Origin of the sequence: Pseudoselenomonas ruminis (assembly GCF_008271295.1) — a bacterium.
In the GTDB taxonomy this organism is placed as follows: domain Bacteria; phylum Bacillota; class Negativicutes; order Selenomonadales; family Selenomonadaceae; genus Selenomonas_A; species Selenomonas_A ruminis.
Window position 1 is genome coordinate 93,090 of the sequence record NZ_VTOY01000008.1, and the last position, 18,983, is coordinate 112,072.

Genomic DNA, 18,983 nt, shown 5'->3' on the forward strand with positions numbered 1-18,983 from the left:
TTATCCGATAATATTTCTGGCCAGCACGGCCAGCTGCTGAAATAGCGGCTCTTCTCCTGCCCCTTGTGAGAAGAGTTCGGCTTCTTTGCGCGTGGCACCGCTTTGCTGCCAGGACTCGCCGTGCTGCAAAAGGGTCATGGTAAAGACGCGCTCTCCGACTTGAGCAGGCGAGCGATTTTCTTGCACAGCTTCATCAAAGCCCGTCTTTTGCTGCTGATACCGGATAAGCCGTTCAGAAATCCCTTGAATCTCAGCAGAAATATCCGCCTCGGCCTCCCGATGCAGGAACCAGTCGACAAGATAAACATACTCACAAGTCGTCCAGGGAATGACGGCCCGGTTCCGATGGGGCACTTCCTGTTCTTCCTCATCCGCCAGTTGTTCTTCCGCCGCAAGTTCCAGCATCTCACCGGCTCCATCCTTCGTAAGCGAATCAAATTCTGCCGCCGTCACCGGCTCAGGTACCCATTCTTTTAGCGATACGGTTTCTATTTCCGGCAGCAAAGGCTCCTCGGGTGCAACGGGCTCTCCTTCTCCCAGCATCTTTTCCTCAGGCATATTTTCTTCTAACAAACTTTCTGCGGACAAAGCTGCTTCGGGTAACACCTCTTCGGGTAAATTTTCTTCTTCCTCGCCACTTTCCCGCAGACGGCGCTGGTGGCGAAGCCATGATCGCGCCTCCCGCTCGTGGCGCCTTACCACTTCTTCTGCCGCGATAAATTCCGCCGCCAGCCCTTGCTGCTCGATTTTTTCCCGCAGTTCATCGGCGTATTCTTCCGCCGTAAGTTTGGGCAGCAGTAGTTCCGTCTCCCGCCTGAGCCGTTCAAACAAGTCAGGTTTTTCCTGTTTAATCGCAGCGAGTTCAAAAGCAAGGCCATTTGCTTCCCCCGTTTGCTCTGCTGAATGACCTGAAGCAAGCTCATGATATTGACGTTCCAAAACCTGCGGCGAAAAATCTTCGAGCCGATACGCATCGGTTATCTGATGGTACAGAAATTTCTGCACAACAGCTGCCAGCTGCTCAAAAAAGACCACCCGCGCTTCCTCCGGCAGTGCTTCTTCCGCGAAACGCTGCTGAAGCGCCAAAAGTTTCACCGCTATCATGACCTGGCAATCCCATTTGGCAGAATCCATCCCTTCGTTTTCCGTTAAGATAATGCCCTCCTGCGGCAGATATTCCGTCTTGGCCGTTTCATCGAGTTCTGCCTCCGCAGCTGCCATGCTTTCGTAAGCTTCGGTATAATTTCCCGCCCAGCGTACCGCATCGGCAAAAAGCGGCGTGCGGTACGCCGCCGCCTGCGGTTCCCGCATCATTTCGATATGCTGTTGCACAGCCGCCAGCCCGCGATAGCTTGCATCAACGGCAAAGCCACGTTTTTCCGCATAACCGCGCAGGCACGAGGACGTCAGCTCTATTTCCAATTCATCGCTTTCGCCCTCGTGATTCTTCATATGGCGCATGGCCTGGTACACCTTGGCGCGCTCGGTTTCATCCCAGGGAATCCAGCGCTTTTCGCCCGTCTCCAGCCGTAAGTGAAACGATTCATCGATTATCGGTCTATCCTCGGTTGCCCTCTGCGGTTCTATCGCTGCTGTCATTTCGTCATATCCTTTCTCACGCGGGGTACGTTCCATAATTACTCCTATTATAGCATACCGTTTGACAAGTCAAAAAATGACCGGTCAAATCCAACAAAAGTCAGATTTGACCGGTCATTTGTCAAAAGTCAAATGTCAATTTTGACCGATTAGCACATTTTAGCGCCAGCTGGAATATGCGGGTCAAGCTGCAACAGATGCAGTTTCTCTTCGCCTTCCTCCGTGTGAACGGCAGAAATCAGCATACCGCAGGACTCAATGCCCATCATAGCGCGCGGCGGCAGGTTGACAATTGCCACGAGCGTCTTGCCAATGAGCTCTTCCGGCTCATAGAACGCATGAATTCCCGAAAGGATCGTGCGATCCGTGCCCGTACCATCATCCAGCGTGAACTGCAGGAGCTTCTTACTCTTCTTGACAGCTTCACAAGCCTTTACCTTAACCGCACGGAAATCACATTTGCAGAAGGTATCAAAATCAACCATATCTTCATAGAGCGGCTCCACTTCAACCTTCGAGAAGTCAATCTTCTCCGGAGCAGCGGCAGCCGAATTCTCCGGACGGTCAATATGTGCCGGTGCATTAAGCGGTTTCATCGTCGGGAACAGCAGGACATCGCGAATCGAAGCGGCATCCGTCAGGAACATGACGAGACGGTCGATGCCGATACCGACACCACCCGTTGGCGGCAAGCCATACTCCAGTGCCATGACGAAGTCTTCATCCATACCATGTGCTTCATCGTCGCCAGCTTCACGCTGTTTGAGCTGATCCTCGAAACGGCCCTTCTGATCGATTGGGTCGTTGAGCTCGGTAAAGCCATTGGCTAGTTCACGGCCATAGATGAAGAACTCAAAGCGATCGGTGATGCGCGGGTCTTCGGCATTGCGTTTCGCCAGCGGCGAGATTTCCGTCGGATGTCCCGTGATAAAGGTCGGCTGCATGAGCGTCTCTTCCACTTTTTCCTCGAATGCAGCGTTGAGAATACCACCAATGCCATGACGCTCTTCGTAAGGTACCCCGATTTCATCGGCCATCTTACGGGCCTCTTCGACCGTCTCGCAGGACATGAAGTCTTTGCCCGTAGCTTCTTTGACCGCATCGTTCATGCTGATGCGTTTAACCTTGGAAAGGTCAATCTCAACACCCTGATAGTTGATGACCGGCGTGCCCAGAACCTTCATGGCAGCATTGACAACAATGCCCTCGGTGAGGTCCATCATATCCGTGTAATCAGCGAATGCCTGATAGAACTCAATGGAAGTAAACTCCGGATTGTGACGGACGTCCATGCCTTCGTTGCGGAAGATGCGGCCGATTTCATAAACACGGTCCAAACCGCCAACGATAAGGCGCTTGAGGTTCAGCTCCGTGGCAATGCGCAGATACAGGTCAATGTCCAGCGTATTGTGATGCGTGATGAACGGACGGGCAGCAGCACCGCCGGCAATCGTCGACAGTACCGGCGTCTCTACCTCAAGGTAGCCGCGCTCATCGAGATATTCACGAATCGAGTTGATGGTTTTCGTGCGGCGGCGGAACGTCTCACGAACATCCTGATTCATGATGAGGTCGAGATAACGCTGGCGGTAACGGATATCGACATCCTGCAGGCCGTGGAATTTCTCCGGCAGCGGACGCAGCGATTTGCTGAGCAGTTCGAAATCCTCAACGCGGACCGTAACTTCACCGCGGTGCGTCTTGAAGACTACGCCGCGAATACCGACGATATCACCGATATCGAGTTTGCGGAACTGCTGCTTGTATTTCTCCTCGCCCAGGACATCAATCTTGAAATAAACCTGGATGTTGCCCGTGCGATCGTTGAGCGTGCAGAACGAAGCCTTGCCGTGCCCGCGGATAGCCATAAGACGGCCGGCAATATTTACTTCCGGGCCCTCTTCGTCGCCCTCGAGGCCATCGTTATTCTTTTTGATGTCCTCGGCGTAATCCGTCACCTCGTAGCGATGACCAAACGGTGCAACGCCAAGTTCCTTGAACGCTTCCATTTTCTCGCGGCGAACCTTAAGCATCTCATTGAGATCCTGCTCCTGGCTCTGCTGCGCATTTTCTTTGTTTTCTGCCATAAAAGCAATTACTCCTATCTATACGGCGATTCTTAGCCTTTGATTTCTTCAATCTTGTACTGGATGATGCCAGCCGGGGCGTGTACATCAACCGTAGCGCCGACCTTCTGGCCCAAGAGCGCCTGACCAAGCGGGCTCTCGTTGGAGATTTTGCCCTCGTCCGGGTCTGCCTCAGTCGAACCAACCAGCATGAACGTCTGCGGGCCATCTTCGGCGAACTCTACATCGAGAACGACGACTTTCGAACCCATCTGTACCGTATCGCTGCTGCCAGCTTTAATGATATCGGAATTGCGGATTTTAGCCTCGAGTTCCTGAATCTCACCTTCGAGGAATGCCTGCTCGTTTTTCGCATCATCGTACTCGGAGTTCTCCGAAAGGTCACCGAGGGCAATTGCTGCCTTCAGTCGCTCAGCAATCTCAATACGGCGTACGCTCTTGAGATAGTTAACCTTTTCCACCAGTTTATTATAGCCGTCTTCGGTCAGCATGACCTTTTTATCTGCCATGTAGAAACGCCCCTTTGCAAAATCAGATTAATATTCCATAGTAACTTATTTATTATAATTTTTTTTTAAATCCTTGTCAATGAGAGCCAGCTTCTGTGCCCGCGTGAGCTGCTTTATCTGCCACTCACGGCTCTGCGCCGCCTGCTTGTCCGCAAAGGTCTCGAAATAGACAAGACGCACAGGCAGGCGGGAACGCGTGTATTTCGCGCCCTGCCCGGCATTGTGCGTCTTCACCCGTTTCCTAAGATCGTTGGTCCAGCCGGTATAGAGGCTGCCGTCCCCACACTCAAGGATATAGGTGTAGGCCTCAGCCATTATTCTGCTTCTTTGATGGTAACCTTTTCCATCACCACGTCATGAACCGGACGATCCTGGAAACCAGTCTGCGTGTGTCCGATATCACGAACGACATCCATGCCCTTTACGACTTTGCCGAAAATCGTATGATGGTTGTTGAGCCACGGCGTCTTATCCAGCGTGATGAAGAACTGGCTGCCGCCCGTGTGCGGCATGCCCGTGTTGGCCATAGCCAGGATGCCCTCGCTATCGAACTTCAAGTCATCACGGAACTCATCTTCAATCGTATATCCTGGGCCACCCGTGCCGAGGCCATCCGGGTCGCCGCCCTGAATCATGAAACCATCGATAACGCGATGGAAGATAACCCCATCATAAAAACCTTTTTCTGCCAGATCGATGAAATTCTTCGTCGTAATCGGCGTCTTGTCCTCGAAGAGCTCGATTTCAATCGTTCCTTTATTCGTCTGAATTACTGCAATGCGATTAGCCACTTTTTTGTTTCCTCCATTATCTGAGCCGTCCGCCGCCAGGCACCCGCCAGTGAGCACCATAATACTTGCGAGCAGCAAAATCATTATCTTCTTCATTTTACCGTAATACCTCCCGTCATTTCAACCAGTTTTTTGTCCCCATGCGCAGCCGGTGACCACACGGGGAAGTGCTTTCCCTCGGGGAAAAAGTCCGCCCCGGGCTTCCAGCCGGATTCCTCCAGGTCGTGCATCGTAATCAGCGCACCGATATCCACCACGCGGATAAACGCGCGCACACCTTTATCCTGCATGGGACCGAGGCGCCCATCCACCGGGAAAAATGCCAGGTCCGCCTTCATGCCTTCCAGCCGTTTGAGCTGCTTGCGGAAGGCATTTTCCGCCAATTTGCGGTTCTCAGCCGACTCCCCGGTCCAATCCCACCAGTTGAAATCTCCGGCATGGAATATTACGGCCCCAGTCTTTTTCTCCGTGACGCGGAACGCGACGCCAATATCCGTAGAATCATACGATTCCACCTTGATATTCTCATCCTCCCACAGTTCATAGGGCTTCATATAGGTGACTTTATCCTGAGGGAATTTGCGCCCCCGTTTGGTGCGGCGGATGTCATAACCAAAAACATAGCGCCTGGCCACTTCCTGATACGATAGAATATGTTCGTCAAAATGGTCAAAATGCGCATGCGAAGCAAAAAGATAAGCCGCATCGTACTCCGCCGTCTCTCGTAATGCCCTGCCGACGAAATCCTGTTCATCTTCAAAATCATCAAAAATCAGCAGCGTGCGGCCGACGCGCACGAGAAATCCGCTGTTGAGCAGATAGGTAACCTCAGCCTTCATCTTCCTCATCCTTTCTGCCATACCGCTTGATGACATTGCCCACGCGTATCCCCGGCGAGCTGAAGCCGCGCCCCATGACCTCGTTAGCCGACATGATAATCATAAAGGCATCGCGGTCGATGGCATTGGCAATCATCTTGATTTTGGCCACCTGGGTAAGCGTTACCACGACAAAGACCACATTGCGTTCGCGCCGCGTAAAAGCGCCCTGCCCGTGCAGGAACGTAACCCCGCGGCCGACCTCCATGATGGCCTCCGCGATATGTTCCGACTGATTCGAAACAATCAGCACCGCCTTGCGGCTGTTGAAGCCCGCGATGACCTTGTCAGTGACCATGGCATTCATATACATGCAGATAAGCGTGAACATCGCCGGAGCGACGCCAAACAGAAAACCGGCCACCAGCATGATCAGGCAGTTGAACCCGAAGATTACGCCCCCCATGTTGAGCGAATAATACTTCTTCACGATGGCGCCAATGATATCAAAGCCGCCCGTACTGCCATTCATGCGGAATACGATGCCATAGCCAATGCCGTTGAACACGCCGCCGAAAATCGCCGCGAGCATGATATCATTGACTGGTGCATAGGCGTTCAAAAACCGGGTAAAGTCCAGGCAAAACGAAAAAATCGCCGTGCCGATAATGACATCAAAGGTATACCCGCGCCCCAAGGTTTTCCAGGCCGCCGCCAATAGCGGAATATTGTAGGCAAAGGTCTGCAAACCAATGGGCAGCTGGGCCAAATAGTAAACAATAATTGCAATGCCCGTCGCACCACCCGTAAGCAAATGCGCCGGCACCAGGAACAGATTGATGGAACAGCTCGCAATCAAGCAGCCAAGGGTAATTCCCAAATAGCGCAGCAAGCGATGTTCCAGCATCCGCAGCTGAATCATTCTGTCAAACCTCCCAGTCTGATTGGCTTATCCTCCGGCATTGCCGACATATCGATTTCCTTTTCGCTTGGAATGAACCAAACACTCTTCTGCTCTTTCTCACGGAAGAGTTCCGGTTTGCGAATCATGAGCTCCTGCCGTTCGCTATCATCGATAGGCAGTGCCGTAATGCGCATGACCAGCAGCGAATTATCCTCCGCATTCATCTGCAGCATCAAGTGCTGAAAGCGGTCCTTGGGATTGTCGTAAACGTAAAATCTATTCCCATCAATCCGGCGGGCTTTCTTCGTGCCATAGGTCTGCTGAATCCAGGAAGCCGTCGCCCCATAGCGGACCCCGTTGCGCGCCTCATACTTTTTGTTTTTGATGGTAATGTCCACGACTTTGCCGGTATTTACCGCAAAACCAATCGTAAAGTCACCTGCAAAGTCGCATTCCTTTACCAAAATTCCCGCAATGCGCACCGTGCGGTCAAAAATTGGTGCACCAAACGCCACGATTACCTTATCGTCATCGTCACCAAGCGTAACCGTATGGCAGGCAAAATCCTCATCGAGCAATTTCGCCTGAGCCCCTGCCGGCGCTGCCGGCCAGGCAGCCAGCAGACAAAACACCAGCGCCAGAAAAACGCCGGCCGAAAACCATTTTTGTTTCATAACAGCCTCTTTCCCTGCGCCATCGCGCAGCTTTTCCTATAAATCCGGCCCTTATTATATCATCATTATTTGTCTTTTGCCGTGAAAAATTCATCAAAAGGCAAAATTGCCGTTGGCAAATACCTGAATCTTTTCCCCTGTTTTCGTCGTTCCGACAATCGCCAGATCCCGGGTGCCAATCATGAAATCCTCATGCAGCAGTGAATCGTTGACACCGTGCTGCAAAAGCGTTACGCTGTCCATCGTCTCACCGCCCTTGATACAGGTCGGATACGCCTTGCCCAGCGCCAGATGACAGGAGGCATTTTCATCAAAGAGCGTATTGTAAAACAGGATACCGCTCTTGGAAATTGGCGAATCGTACGGCACCAAGGCCACTTCGCCCAAATAGCATGCCCCTTCGTCCGTTTCAAGCAAGCCCTTTAGGATTTCCTCGCCCTTTTCGGCCGAGTAATCCACGACTTTGCCATCTTTGAAGGTCAGTTTGAATCCTTCAATCAGATTGCCATTGAAATTGAGCGGTTTCGCCGCTGCGACGGTGCCATTGACACCATCCCGTTTCGGCAGCGTATAGACTTCCTCCGTCGGCATATTGGCGGCAAACTCAATGCCCAATTCCGAAAGCTCGGCGCCGCCTGCCCAGATGTGGCCTTCCGGCAGCTCGATGGTGAGGTCCGTCCCCAGACTGTTGGTGTAGTGAAGCGAAGCAAAGTCATGTTCGTTCATGAACTTTGCCGCCTTCTGCAGGAACGCAATGTGTTCCCGCCAGACAGCCACCGGGTCATTATCTGGCTCAATGCGGACAGTCTTAAAAATCGCATCCCAAAGTTTTGCGACTGCCGTTTCTTCCGAAACGCCTGGGAAAACCTTCGCCGCCCAGCTGGCCGTTGGCACCGAAACCACGCACCAGGTGTTGCGGTTATTCATCAGGCGGGCACGATACTCCAGCAGTGCCGCCCCAGCCGCCTGTTGGGAAAGTTTTAATTTTTCCGGCTCAATGTCGTTGAATATCTCCGGATCACGCGCGGCAATCGAAACAAACGCCGCGCCCTGCTCAGCGTAATCCATATAAAACTTCTGACGCCATTCCGGAAACTCCGTAAACAGTTCTTTCTGCCCCTGCTGATAGCGGATATGTGCCAGCAGCTCATCGCCCCAGCTCACCACGACATCATGGGCCCCGGCGGCAAACGCCTCCTCGGCAATGCAACGCGCAAATTCGGCACATTCAATCGGCGAATTGATGACGAGAATCTGATCCTTTTGCAGATTAACCCCGACCTTTACGACTAACGTTGCATATTTCTGCAATAATGCTTTTTCCATTACAATTCCTCCGTATCAAAAAGCAGCGTCACCGGACCATCGTTGACCGATTCAACCTGCATATCGGCACCAAACTCACCATGCTCGACCGCAAAGCCCTTATCGCGCAGCTCCTGCATAAACTGTTCATAAAGTACATTGGCCAGGTCCGGTTTCGCCGCGTGGCTAAAACCGGGGCGGCGTTTCTTCAAATCGGCATAAAGCGTGAACTGAGAAACAACCAGAAACGCCCCGCCGACCTGGCTGATGCTCAAATTCATCTTGCCGGCTTCATCCGAGAACACCCGCACATTAGCGACTTTCTCCGCCAGCCGTGCACAAGTCTCAGGCGTATCCTCCGGCCCAACACCGAGCAGGACCAAAAAGCCCTGTTCAATCGCTCCGTTTACGTTTCCTTCGATTATTACCGACGCAGATTTTACCCGCGTGACAACAGCCTTCATACCTTATCTTTACTCCTTTTTCCCCACATAGGGACTTACAAAATCATTGACCGTCTTAAAATACTTTTCCTGCTCTTTTTGTGATGCGATAGCGTGAACAGCTCCATCGATAATCAAAAGCTTTTTCGGCGTCTCCGCCTGCTCGTATAGCTCCTCTGCCATAGACACTGGCACCAATGGGTCTTTCGAGCCATGGATAAAGAGAATCGGCAGCTTGGATTTTTTGACTGCCGCGACTGGTTCTGCCTCCCGCAGGCTGAAACCAGCCACCTTTTGACAGCGCCAATCCAAAAGCTGCATAGCTGGAAAAGCTGGCAGCCCAAAAGACTCTGTTATCTGATGCACTAGCAAATCAAACGCACTGGTATATCCGCAGTCTTCGACACAGGCAACTGCCTGCGTGGGCAAATCCTCTCGAGCGGCGGCCATCATAACCGAAGCTGCCCCCATCGATACTCCATGCAGCACAATCTTTGCCTGCGGATGACGCTGCGCTACGAGCCTTGCCCAAGCGGCAATATCTTCGCTTTCTCTGCAGCCCATCGTCAAGAACCTTCCTTCACTATCTCCCGATGCTCTAAGATCCGGCGTCAACACATGATACCCCATCATGAGATAATTCTCCGCGATATACCAGGAATTCTGCTGCGTACAGCCATAACCATGGACAACGATAACCCAACGGTCGCTATCCGTGTCCGGCATAAAATGCGTAGCGGTCTGTCTAAGGCCATCCGCAGAAGTCATGTGCCAGGTTTCATCGGTATAGTCCGGCTTGTTGAACCGCCGTGCCTCAGGTGGCATCAATAACGCATACGCCCTTGGCGGTTCCTGCGGATTATCCGCCGTACCGCGTTCCAAACCAAAATGAACGGCATAATTGCCAATAAAATATCCTGTCCCCATGACGAAGGCCGTCACAGCAACGATTATCGTAATAACCGCTGTCAGGAGACAGGATAAGAGAAGCTTCTTCATGGAATCACCCTTTTATTTATCACACCAAACAAAATGCGATTCCATTATAACATCTTTTTCCTAGAAAAGTATGAAATTATTTCCCAGCCTTCATACGGTTGATCGCGCTGAATAGTGCCTGAATGGATGCCGTGATGATATCCGTGTCCATGCCAGCGCCCCAAGTGATGTGACCATTCTCCGCAGTAATGCCGATATACGCCATAGCCCGGGAATTCTGGCCAACCTCCATAGCATGCTCACTGTACGTCAAATCTTTGTAGACGATTCCCAGATTTTTCTGCAGGGCATTTGAAACAGCGTCCAGGCGGCCATTACCACGTGCCTCAAACGTGACTTCCTTCCCATCGGCCTTGAGGTCGACCGTACCAGAACGCGTTCCATCTGGTTCTTTTTTGAGCAGGAAATCCACTAACTCATAAGGCTCCACGATGTTGACATACTCGTTCTGGAAAATCTGGAAAATTTCATCCGGCATGAGTTCTTTGTGTTTGTGGTCGGATACACTCTTAACACAGTAACCAAAATCCTCACGCATCTTCTTCGGCATCTCGATCCCATATTTCTGCTCCATAATAAAGCCGACACCACCCTTACCGGACTGGCTGTTGATGCGAATAACATCGCCGTCGTATTCACGACCAACATCTTTCGGATCGATATAGAGATAAGGAAGCGTCCATTTATCCGGATTCTTTTCCTCTTTCCACTTCATGCCTTTGGCGATGGCATCCTGATGCGAACCGGAGAACGCGGCAAAGACCAATTTCCCCGCATAAGGCTGACGATAGCTGACTTCCATTCGCGTAAGACGTTCATAGGTATCTACCAGCTCGGACATATTCGAGAAATCCAACTCAGGATCAACGCCCAGGGCAAACATGTTCATGCCCACGGTCACAATATCCACGTTGCCCGTGCGCTCACCGTTGCCAAAGAGCGTCCCTTCCACGCGGTCAGCACCAGCCAGGATTCCCATCTCCGTATCGGCGACACCGCAGCCGCGATCGTTGTGCGGGTGCAGCGACAAGACGACATTCTCGCGGTATTTGAGGTGCTTATTCATGTAAGCGACCTGCATTGCATAAACATGCGGCATACTCATCTCGACTGTTACCGGCAGATTGATGATCGCCTTGCGGTCAGCCGTCGGCTTCCAGACATCGAGCACGGCATTGCAGACCTCGAGAGCATACTCGGGCTCCGTTCCCGTGAAGGACTCCGGCGAATATTCAAAGCGATAATTGGCACCAGCCTCTTCGGTCAGCTGCTGCAAAAGTTTTGCCCCATCGACTGCCATCTGCTTGATTTCCTCTTTCGACTTGCGGAAGACCTGCTGGCGCTGAGCAACCGACGTCGAGTTGTAGACATGGACGATGGCATTCTTGACGCCTTTAAGTGCCTCAAACGTCTTGCGGATGATATGCTCGCGGGCCTGCGTGAGTACCTGGATTGTCACATCATCGGGAATCAGGTCATCCTCGACAAGGCGGCGCAAAAACTCGTACTCGGTCTCGGAAGCTGCCGGGAAACCAACTTCGATTTCCTTGAATCCGACTTTGATGAGCATCTTATAGAATTCCAGCTTTTCTTCAAGGTTCATCGGCGTGATAAGGGCCTGATTGCCATCACGCATATCCACACTGCACCAGATTGGCGCATGGTCTGGCGCATCTTTCTTCGCCCATTCCAGGTCAATCTCCGGTGGCATGAAATAACCCTTGCTGTACTTCTGATAATTCATCATCTGCGAATCCCTCCTAAAAATAAAAGCCTTTCATCTCCAAGAGACGAAAGGCTAGCTTACGTGTTACCACTCCAATTCGTGCCTGCCGGCACCTCATACAGACTCCATCAAGTCCTCCTGTTCGATAACGGTCAGGAACCGTTCCGGTCTACTCACCCTGCCGGGCTTTCAGCGGACTGCTTCAAGGCGAGTTCCCCATCCATCAACTATTGTCTCACACCAACCGACAACTCGCTGGTAATATCCGGATGCGTACTATTCCTCTGCAATGCATTTCCCTGTGTTGCATACTACAATATCACAATAAAATACATTTTGCAAGCTTTTCTGTGTAAAACTGTAAACTTTTTTATTTTTTGTGACTGTCTTCCGGTTCTCTCGGAGATTTCTTCGCCACCAGGCGGGCTTTTTCCTTCTCACGCTGGACTCTTTTGCGCTCTTTGTGTGCCTCATAGCGGCGGCGTCCATCTTCAAAGGCCCGCTTTGCCTCTTCCGTATCAAGAATCAACGGGGGAACAGCCTTCGGGCGAGCATTGCGATCCAATGCCACCATCGTGAAATAAGCCGTAAGCGCGCGCTGCGGTTTTCCCTCCTGCTCCAGGTCCTCCACATCCACGTTGACCGCTATCTCCATCGAACTATGACCCACAAAAACGATTTCCGCAGAACACGTCACCAAATCGCCAATCAAGATGGGAAGATGAAATTCCAGCTCATCAACGCGAGCCGTAACCACATTGGAACGAGCATACCGGCGAGCTGCCGCATAAGCCGTTGAATCCATCATTTTCATGATTTCCCCGCCATGGACATTGCCATTCGGATTCGCCTGACTCGGCATCATTACCTGACTGATTACGATTTTATTCTGTGCCATAAATGGGACCTCCTAGGAAACGATTTCCATACGTTTGATATAACTATATTGTATCACGTATCAATATAAAAATATATTTCTTTTATCCATTACGCGTTAACAACACATCCAGCATAGCGGATTTTCCCCATTTTTACCGTAACATGTATCACAAACACAAAAGGCATCCTTCTTTAGGAAGAATGCCTTTGTCATCAATCCCCGACACTCTTGCGAATGGCATCACAAGTTTCACGGTAAATTTCTCCTACCGAATCAGCCAGTTTCTGGATTTCCTCACGGTCTTGTGCCGTGCGAATGGCCTGTACGGTATCATCAGCTGCCTGGAATAATTTCATCAGGCTTAAGTTGCCAGCGGTTCCCTTCAGGGTATGAACGCTTTTTTCTGCCATAGCCATATCCTGAACCGACAAGCTCGTGACAAATTCTTCATAGGAACCATCATTTAGAAATTTCAACAGGAATTTGTGATAAAGCGCCACATTCCCCATAAAGCGTTCCAACCCTTTATCATAATCTACACCGACCTGCTCAAGCATCGCCTTTATCTGAAGTTGTTCCATAAATTCGCCCTCCCTCCTTGACCGTTCGCTTATTTCAGGAACTGGTCGATCGCCTTGTTCAACTGTTCAAGAGCTTCTTTATCATTATCCCGTACTGCATCGACCACGCAATGCTCCATGTGATCCTTAAGGATAATCTTGCTGACGCCATTGATGGCACTGCGTACTGCGGACAGCTGCACGAGGACTTCGCTGCAGTCGCGCCCCTCTTCCACCATGCGCTTAATCGCTTCCAAATGGCCAATAAGCCTTGCCATGCGATTTAGCACCGCCTTTGTCTGGGTATGACTATGATGATGTCCATGAGAATGGCGGATAATCGTCCCATCTGCCAATTGATGAGTATGTTCATGTTCGTGCTCATATTCGTGCTGCTTATCAACTGATTCCGTTTTTATTTTTTCCTCCATGAACTGCCCTCCTCGATTAGAATCTTTTTTATCTATTCTTTTTTTTTCTACGATTTTCCTGCCGACAAGCAAATAATTATAAGAAAAACCTTCTCGCAAGCGGAGAAGGTTTTCCTCATTATGCTGGAACAATTACTTTACGGCAATCGTAAGCGACTCACCATTGATGTTCCATTCTTTTTCCGTACCTTCCAGGCTGCCGTAGCATACTGCATCGGCCAGCGTGATATCTTTCAGATACTGTTCGTTTTTCTTGACAATAGCTTCAAGTTTCTCGTTGCCGCTGAGGCTGACCGTGATATGATCCGTAACTTCAAAGCCATTTTCCTTGCGCATGGTCTGGACTTTGCTGATGACCTCGCGCACAAAGCCCTCTTCGAGCAGCTCTTCGGTAAGCGTCGTATCGAGCGCAATCGTCACACCATTGTAGCGCTGGCAGTTGAAGCCCTCTTTCTGTGCCATCGAGACTTCGACATCCTCCGGCGTCAGCGTGACCTCGCCGCTGGCAAGCGCCAGTTTAAGCGTGCCCGTGCTGTCAAGCTCAGCCTTAGCCTTAGAGCCGTTAAGTTTGCCAAGGGCAGCCTTGATTTCGCCGATCTGCTTGCCAACCTTCGGACCGAGTACACGGAACTGCGGCTTGAAGCTGTAGGAGAGATATTCCTCCATATCGTCTTTGAACGTCACAGCCTTGACATTGAGTTCATCCTCGACAATCTTCTTGAAGAATTCCGGCAGCTCGCGCTCCGCATGAACGAACATGCTGGCAACCGGCTGGCGGTTCTTGATATTCGTCTCATTGCGGGACGCACGGCCGAGCACAACGATTTCGAGTACGAGTTCCATGTTGGCCTCGAGCTCTTCGTCAATCCAGTCTTCATTAGCAACCGGGAAGTCAGCCAGATGTACGGACTCCGGTGCCGCCTTGTCGATGCTGCAGACGAGGTTGCGATAGATGGACTCCGTGATGAACGGAACCATCGGAGCGGCCGCCTTGGCCGTCGTGACCAGCGCCGTCCAGAGCGTCATATAGGCATTGATCTTATCCTGCTCCATGCCCTTAGCCCAGAAACGGCTGCGGCTGCCACGGACATACCAGTTGGACAGCTGGTCAACAAATTCCTGCAGGGCTTTGGCAGCCTCAGTTACACGATAGCTCGAAAGGTCTTTGTCGACTTCCTTGACCATCGTGTTGAGACGCGAGAGTACCCATTTATCCATGACGCTGAGCTTCTCGTAGTCCAGCGTGTATTTCGTCGCATCGAACTGGTCGATGTTTGCATAGAGCACGAAGAAAGCGTAAGTATTCCAGAGCGTGCCCATGAACTTGCGCTGACCTTCCTGTACCGCATCATCATGGAAGCGGTTCGGCAGCCATGGCGCACTGTTCTCATAGAAGTACCAGCGGATAGCATCGGCACCATGCTGGCGCAGTGCATCCATCGGGTCAACGGCATTGCCCTTCGACTTGCTCATCTTGCGGCCATCCTTATCCTGAACATGGCCGAGAACAATGACATTCTTGTACGGTGCCTTGTGGAACAGCAGCGTCGAGATTGCCATCAGCGAGTAGAACCAGCCGCGCGTCTGGTCGACAGCCTCGGAGATGAAGTCAGCCGGGAAGCGTTTCTCGAAGATGTCCTTGTTCTCAAACGGATAATGCCACTGGGCAAACGGCATCGAACCCGAATCGAACCAGCAGTCGATAACCTCGGATACACGGTGCATCTCCTTGCCGCACTGCGGGCATTTGATCGTAACCTTATCGATGAACGGACGATGCAGCTCGATTTCATCCGGGCAGTTGTCCGACATCGATTTGAGTTCCTCGATGGAACCAATCGTATGCTGATGACCGCATTCGCACTCCCAAACCGGCAGCGGCGTACCCCAGTAGCGGTTACGCGAAAGACCCCAGTCCTGAACATGCTCAAGCCAGTCGCCGAACCGGCCTTTGCCGATGGATTTTGGAATCCAGTTGACCGTGTTGTTATTGGCAACAAGCTCGTCTTTGACATCGGTCATCTTGATGAACCAGGTCGAACGCGCATAGTAGAGCAGCGGCGTATCGCAGCGCCAGCAATGCGGATAGCTGTGCGTGAACTCCGGTGCCTTGAAGAGCAGGCCCTTCTTCTCCAAATCCTCCAGAATCATCGGGTCAGCTTTCTTGACGAATACGCCAGCCCAATCCGTCTCCTCAGTCAGTTCGCCCTTGCCATTGACGAGGTTGACAAATGCGATATTATACTTCTGGCAGACGCGGTTATCGTCTTCACCGAAGGCTGGAGCCAGATGAACAATACCCGTACCATCTTCGGTCGTGACATAATCATCGCAGGTCACGATATGAGCCTTCTTGCCCGGCTGTTTGGCAATAGCGGCATTGGCAAACGGATAAAGCGGCTCATAGGCACGGCCCTCGAGCTCCTGCCCTTTGAATTTCTCCAGGACTTCGCGCTCGCCTTCCACGCCTTCAAAGACGCGTTCCACGAGGGCCTCAGCCAGGATATATACCTTGCCATTCACACGCAGTTTTACATAATCAACAGCCGGGTTGACGCAGAGCGCGAGGTTCGACGGCAGCGTCCACGGCGTCGTCGTCCAGGCGAGGAAATACGCATCCTCGTCTTTGACTTTGAACGTGACCATAGCCGAACGCTCAGTTACGTCCTTATAGCCCTGGGCTACCTCATGGCTCGACAGCGGGGTGCCGCAGCGCGGGCAGTACGGAACAACCTTATACCCTTTATACAGGAGGCCCTTGTTCCAGATTTCCTTGAGGGCCCACCACTCGGACTCGATGAAGTTGTTTTCATAAGTAATGTACGGGTTGTCCATATCAGCCCAGAAACCGACGACATCGGAGAATTCCTCCCACATGCCTTTGTATTTCCAGACGGACTCACGGCACTTCTTGATGAACGGCTCGATGCCGTACTCTTCAATCTGCTCCTTGCCGTTGATGCCGACAGCCTTCTCGACCTCGAGCTCAACCGGCAGGCCGTGCGTATCCCAGCCAGCTTTGCGCAGGACCTTCTTGCCCTTCATCGACTGGAAACGCGGCAGCATATCCTTGATGACACGCGTCAGTACGTGACCGATATGCGGCTTGCCGTTAGCCGTCGGCGGGCCATCATAGAACGTAAACGTATCGCAGCCTTCGCGCTGGTCGATAGCCTTCTGGGCAATGTTGTTGTCTTTCCAGAACTTCAGGACTTCTTTCTCGCGTTCCACGAAGTTCAGGTTGGTGTCTACCTTACTGTACAAAGCGGATTCCTCCTCATAATAGAAAAAGCCTGCACCCCAAAACAGGATGCAGGCTGTAATACCTACACAAAAACCACCTATTTTTCACGTACCATCATACGCTATTCCGTAACGGGGAATACCGGCCCGGCCTAGTCGTCATCTTTCAGCCTGCTGCTCCGAAGTGATTTTCTGCTTTTCCTACTCGCTCCCGGCTCTCACCTGCCCCGGTTCGCTTTAGCTTTCTGTAAAAGCCTACTCTCTTCATCTACGCATTTACATGTTAACATGACATATTTTACCATAGGCGCGCACATAATTCAAATGATATTTTCCTCAGTGGAATAAAAATCCTTTCTGATTTGACTTTGGCAAAATAGGAAGGATGGCGTTATAATGGATTGTGAATTTATTAAAATAGCAGGAGGATATTCATGCATCAGTATTTGTTCTTTATTGGCGATTTTCCTGTACGTGCTTATGGGCTCGTCTTATCGCTTTCCATTATATTAGCCACCGGTGTTGGCTATTTTCTCGTCAAAAAAGAGGGTCATGGCGAAGAAAAATATTTGATTGACCTGGGAATTTACTGTGGCATAGCGGGGCTTCTCGGAGCCCGGCTATGGGATGTATTCTTTTTCGATTGGGATTATTACAGCCACCACCTCACCGAGCTCTTCAATGTTTGGCAGGGCGGCATGGCCATCCAGGGCGGCGTCTTTCTCGGCGTACTGGCCGGAGTTCTCTACTGCCGTCATCATCAGCTTGATACCGTCCACCTCATGGATGTACTAGCCCCAGCCATCATCCTCGGACAGGCACTTGGCCGCTGCGCCAATCTCTTAAACGGCGATGCTTTTGGCGCGCCTACTGGCAGCTCCTTTGGAATCGTCTATCCATCGACGACCCTTGCCGCTCACACCTATGGTACACAGCCACTCTGGCCTGCTGAAATCTGGGAAGGCCAGCTCGATATGGTCATCTTCGCCCTGCTGTTGATGTTCCGTTGCACCAATCACGCCAAAGGCCAGTGCTTTGCCCTCTATGTGATGTTATACAGTGCGGCCCGGTTCGGGTTGGAATTTCTGCGCGGCGACTATGCCGAAAAGGTTTTGGCATTTATGACCAGCGCCCAAACCACCAGCTTCTTTGCTTTCACCATTGCCCTGCTCATCTTCCTGTATCTGGGTTGGAAAAAAACCTCCTCGGTCTCGAACACTTGACGGTCCTCCATACGATAAACTATAATATACATAAGTATGTATTGAAGTAAAGGAGCGAAAAACATAGTGAAAATCTTAGCCCGTCATTTAACGGCCGATTTATTCAACTGCAAAAACAACAAACTTACTGATATAGACTTAATCAAAGCAAACCTCGACGATGCTCTGGCTGACCACAATCTCCAGGTCATCGATTCGAAAATCCAGCAATTAAGCGAGGAACATTATCTTCTCATGGCTATCCTGCCCGATGGTCACATCACGCTTCATATCTATGCAGACCTCAAATATGTCGCCTTAGACATTTTCCTCTGCCATGAAGATGCGGAGCCGGATAAAATTTCCAAAGAGATTCGCAACTTCTTTAAACCAGACAAGACGAAAACAACGGTTTTAAAACGCGGCAATTTTGGCAACGCCAAAGACATCAAACCAAAAGTCAAGACCAAAGTTGCTCCCCTGCGTAAGATTCACAACACGGGCGCCAAGGTCATCCGCATCCTAGCGAGAAGAAATCATCAATAAGATATTTATGAAAAAACAGCTAACGCATTACGCGATAGCTGTTTTTATTTTACGATTCCTGATATATATACAAAAAATATACCAAAAAAGCGAGCCAAAAGCTCGCCTGATAATCATTATGTCCACTCAAAACTATACAGAAGTTAAAATATATCACGAACATTTCTTTTTAAAGGAAACTCACTCGCTCCACTTTCGTTTCGCTCGGAGTAAGCGACTCATACAAATCTGTGCGTCACTTCATTCCTTCATCTTTGATTCGCTGC

18 protein-coding genes and 1 other annotated feature are annotated in these 18,983 nt (G+C 51.0%); of the genes, 2 read left to right on the forward strand and 16 right to left on the reverse strand.

Going from position 1 to position 18,983, the window contains the following annotated elements; all coding sequences use genetic code 11:
* The 16 genes from FZ040_RS09920 to ileS form a co-directional block, all read right to left on the reverse strand.
* Entirely contained in the window at positions 1 to 1,635 is a 1,635-nt protein-coding gene (locus FZ040_RS09920; RefSeq protein ID WP_149171831.1) for a hypothetical protein, read from the reverse strand.
* A 113-nt stretch (positions 1,636 to 1,748) separates the two neighbouring features.
* Positions 1,749 to 3,686 (reverse strand): lysine--tRNA ligase, encoded by a 1,938-nt coding sequence (gene lysS / locus FZ040_RS09925; protein WP_149171832.1) that lies wholly within the window; start codon positions 3,684 to 3,686, stop codon positions 1,749 to 1,751.
* A 32-nt stretch (positions 3,687 to 3,718) separates the two neighbouring features.
* Positions 3,719 to 4,195 carry a transcription elongation factor GreA gene (greA, locus tag FZ040_RS09930; RefSeq protein ID WP_033170528.1) on the reverse strand — a complete coding sequence of 159 codons (477 nt, stop codon included), beginning with the start codon at positions 4,193 to 4,195 and terminating at the stop codon, positions 3,719 to 3,721.
* A 45-nt stretch (positions 4,196 to 4,240) separates the two neighbouring features.
* A complete protein-coding gene (locus FZ040_RS09935) occupies positions 4,241 to 4,510 on the reverse strand; it encodes a GIY-YIG nuclease family protein (protein WP_149171833.1) in 270 nt (89 codons plus the stop codon).
* A complete protein-coding gene (locus FZ040_RS09940; protein ID WP_149171834.1) occupies positions 4,510 to 5,082 on the reverse strand; it encodes a peptidylprolyl isomerase in 573 nt (190 codons plus the stop codon). Before FZ040_RS09940 ends, FZ040_RS09935 begins: the two co-directional genes overlap by 1 nt.
* Positions 5,079 to 5,825, reverse strand: a complete 747-nt coding sequence (locus FZ040_RS09945; protein WP_255448834.1) for an MBL fold metallo-hydrolase — start codon at positions 5,823 to 5,825, stop codon at positions 5,079 to 5,081. The genes FZ040_RS09940 and FZ040_RS09945 overlap by 4 nt, the downstream gene beginning before the upstream one ends.
* Positions 5,815 to 6,726 carry a YitT family protein gene (locus FZ040_RS09950; RefSeq protein ID WP_149171836.1) on the reverse strand — a complete coding sequence of 304 codons (912 nt, stop codon included), beginning with the start codon at positions 6,724 to 6,726 and terminating at the stop codon, positions 5,815 to 5,817. Before FZ040_RS09950 ends, FZ040_RS09945 begins: the two co-directional genes overlap by 11 nt.
* Positions 6,723 to 7,382 carry a hypothetical protein gene (locus FZ040_RS09955; protein WP_149171837.1) on the reverse strand — a complete coding sequence of 220 codons (660 nt, stop codon included), beginning with the start codon at positions 7,380 to 7,382 and terminating at the stop codon, positions 6,723 to 6,725. Before FZ040_RS09955 ends, FZ040_RS09950 begins: the two co-directional genes overlap by 4 nt.
* Positions 7,383 to 7,475: 93 nt before the next feature.
* Positions 7,476 to 8,708 carry an aminopeptidase gene (locus FZ040_RS09960; protein ID WP_149171838.1) on the reverse strand — a complete coding sequence of 411 codons (1,233 nt, stop codon included), beginning with the start codon at positions 8,706 to 8,708 and terminating at the stop codon, positions 7,476 to 7,478.
* The gene (gene dtd / locus FZ040_RS09965) at positions 8,708 to 9,151 is read right to left on the reverse strand and encodes a D-aminoacyl-tRNA deacylase (protein WP_149171839.1); all 444 of its coding nucleotides are present in this window, start codon (positions 9,149 to 9,151) and stop codon (positions 8,708 to 8,710) included. The genes FZ040_RS09960 and dtd overlap by 1 nt, the downstream gene beginning before the upstream one ends.
* A gap of 9 nt (positions 9,152 to 9,160) precedes the next feature.
* Entirely contained in the window at positions 9,161 to 10,129 is a 969-nt protein-coding gene (locus FZ040_RS09970) for an alpha/beta hydrolase (protein WP_149171840.1), read from the reverse strand.
* Positions 10,130 to 10,205: 76 nt separating this feature from the next.
* Positions 10,206 to 11,876: a 2-isopropylmalate synthase gene (locus FZ040_RS09975; protein ID WP_255448836.1), complete on the reverse strand. Its 1,671-nt coding sequence runs from the start codon at positions 11,874 to 11,876 to the stop codon at positions 10,206 to 10,208.
* 36 nt (positions 11,877 to 11,912) lie between these two features.
* Positions 11,913 to 12,154, reverse strand: a binding site (T-box leader).
* Between the two features lie 71 nt (positions 12,155 to 12,225).
* Positions 12,226 to 12,753 (reverse strand): acyl-CoA thioesterase, encoded by a 528-nt coding sequence (locus tag FZ040_RS09980; RefSeq protein ID WP_149171841.1) that lies wholly within the window; start codon positions 12,751 to 12,753, stop codon positions 12,226 to 12,228.
* A gap of 194 nt (positions 12,754 to 12,947) precedes the next feature.
* On the reverse strand, positions 12,948 to 13,316 hold the full coding sequence (locus FZ040_RS09985) for a histidine kinase (RefSeq protein ID WP_255448837.1): 369 nt from the start codon (positions 13,314 to 13,316) through the stop codon (positions 12,948 to 12,950).
* 29 nt (positions 13,317 to 13,345) lie between these two features.
* On the reverse strand, positions 13,346 to 13,726 hold the full coding sequence (locus FZ040_RS09990) for a metal-sensing transcriptional repressor (RefSeq protein ID WP_149171842.1): 381 nt from the start codon (positions 13,724 to 13,726) through the stop codon (positions 13,346 to 13,348).
* 132 nt (positions 13,727 to 13,858) lie between these two features.
* Positions 13,859 to 16,990 carry an isoleucine--tRNA ligase gene (gene ileS / locus FZ040_RS09995; protein ID WP_149171843.1) on the reverse strand — a complete coding sequence of 1,044 codons (3,132 nt, stop codon included), beginning with the start codon at positions 16,988 to 16,990 and terminating at the stop codon, positions 13,859 to 13,861.
* 413 nt (positions 16,991 to 17,403) lie between these two features.
* Between ileS and lgt the strand changes: the two genes are divergently transcribed.
* Together lgt and FZ040_RS10005 are read left to right on the forward strand one after the other, a co-directional pair.
* Positions 17,404 to 18,192, forward strand: a complete 789-nt coding sequence (lgt, locus tag FZ040_RS10000; RefSeq protein WP_149171844.1) for a prolipoprotein diacylglyceryl transferase — start codon at positions 17,404 to 17,406, stop codon at positions 18,190 to 18,192.
* A 66-nt stretch (positions 18,193 to 18,258) separates the two neighbouring features.
* On the forward strand, positions 18,259 to 18,717 hold the full coding sequence (locus FZ040_RS10005; protein ID WP_149171845.1) for an S-adenosylmethionine decarboxylase family protein: 459 nt from the start codon (positions 18,259 to 18,261) through the stop codon (positions 18,715 to 18,717).
* Positions 18,718 to 18,983: the final 266 nt, after the last annotated feature.

Bases quoted from the DNA above. Each gene is read 5' to 3' on its own strand.
- FZ040_RS09960 (WP_149171838.1), bottom strand. From the start codon at position 8,708: ATGGAAAAAGCATTATTGCAGAAATATGCAACGTTAGTCGTAAAGGTC.
- lgt (WP_149171844.1), top strand. From the start codon at position 17,404: ATGCATCAGTATTTGTTCTTTATTGGCGATTTTCCTGTACGTGCTTAT.
- FZ040_RS09935 (WP_149171833.1), bottom strand. From the start codon at position 4,510: ATGGCTGAGGCCTACACCTATATCCTTGAGTGTGGGGACGGCAGCCTC.
- FZ040_RS09970 (WP_149171840.1), bottom strand. From the start codon at position 10,129: ATGAAGAAGCTTCTCTTATCCTGTCTCCTGACAGCGGTTATTACGATA.
- FZ040_RS09940 (WP_149171834.1), bottom strand. From the start codon at position 5,082: ATGAAGAAGATAATGATTTTGCTGCTCGCAAGTATTATGGTGCTCACT.
- FZ040_RS09920 (WP_149171831.1), bottom strand. From the start codon at position 1,635: ATGGAACGTACCCCGCGTGAGAAAGGATATGACGAAATGACAGCAGCG.
- FZ040_RS09975 (WP_255448836.1), bottom strand. From the start codon at position 11,876: ATGATGAATTATCAGAAGTACAGCAAGGGTTATTTCATGCCACCGGAG.
- FZ040_RS09945 (WP_255448834.1), bottom strand. From the start codon at position 5,825: ATGAAGGCTGAGGTTACCTATCTGCTCAACAGCGGATTTCTCGTGCGC.
- dtd (WP_149171839.1), bottom strand. From the start codon at position 9,151: ATGAAGGCTGTTGTCACGCGGGTAAAATCTGCGTCGGTAATAATCGAA.
- greA (WP_033170528.1), bottom strand. From the start codon at position 4,195: ATGGCAGATAAAAAGGTCATGCTGACCGAAGACGGCTATAATAAACTG.
- FZ040_RS09950 (WP_149171836.1), bottom strand. From the start codon at position 6,726: ATGATTCAGCTGCGGATGCTGGAACATCGCTTGCTGCGCTATTTGGGA.
- FZ040_RS09985 (WP_255448837.1), bottom strand. From the start codon at position 13,316: ATGGAACAACTTCAGATAAAGGCGATGCTTGAGCAGGTCGGTGTAGAT.
- lysS (WP_149171832.1), bottom strand. From the start codon at position 3,686: ATGGCAGAAAACAAAGAAAATGCGCAGCAGAGCCAGGAGCAGGATCTC.
- FZ040_RS09980 (WP_149171841.1), bottom strand. From the start codon at position 12,753: ATGGCACAGAATAAAATCGTAATCAGTCAGGTAATGATGCCGAGTCAG.
- FZ040_RS09990 (WP_149171842.1), bottom strand. From the start codon at position 13,726: ATGGAGGAAAAAATAAAAACGGAATCAGTTGATAAGCAGCACGAATAT.
- FZ040_RS09955 (WP_149171837.1), bottom strand. From the start codon at position 7,382: ATGAAACAAAAATGGTTTTCGGCCGGCGTTTTTCTGGCGCTGGTGTTT.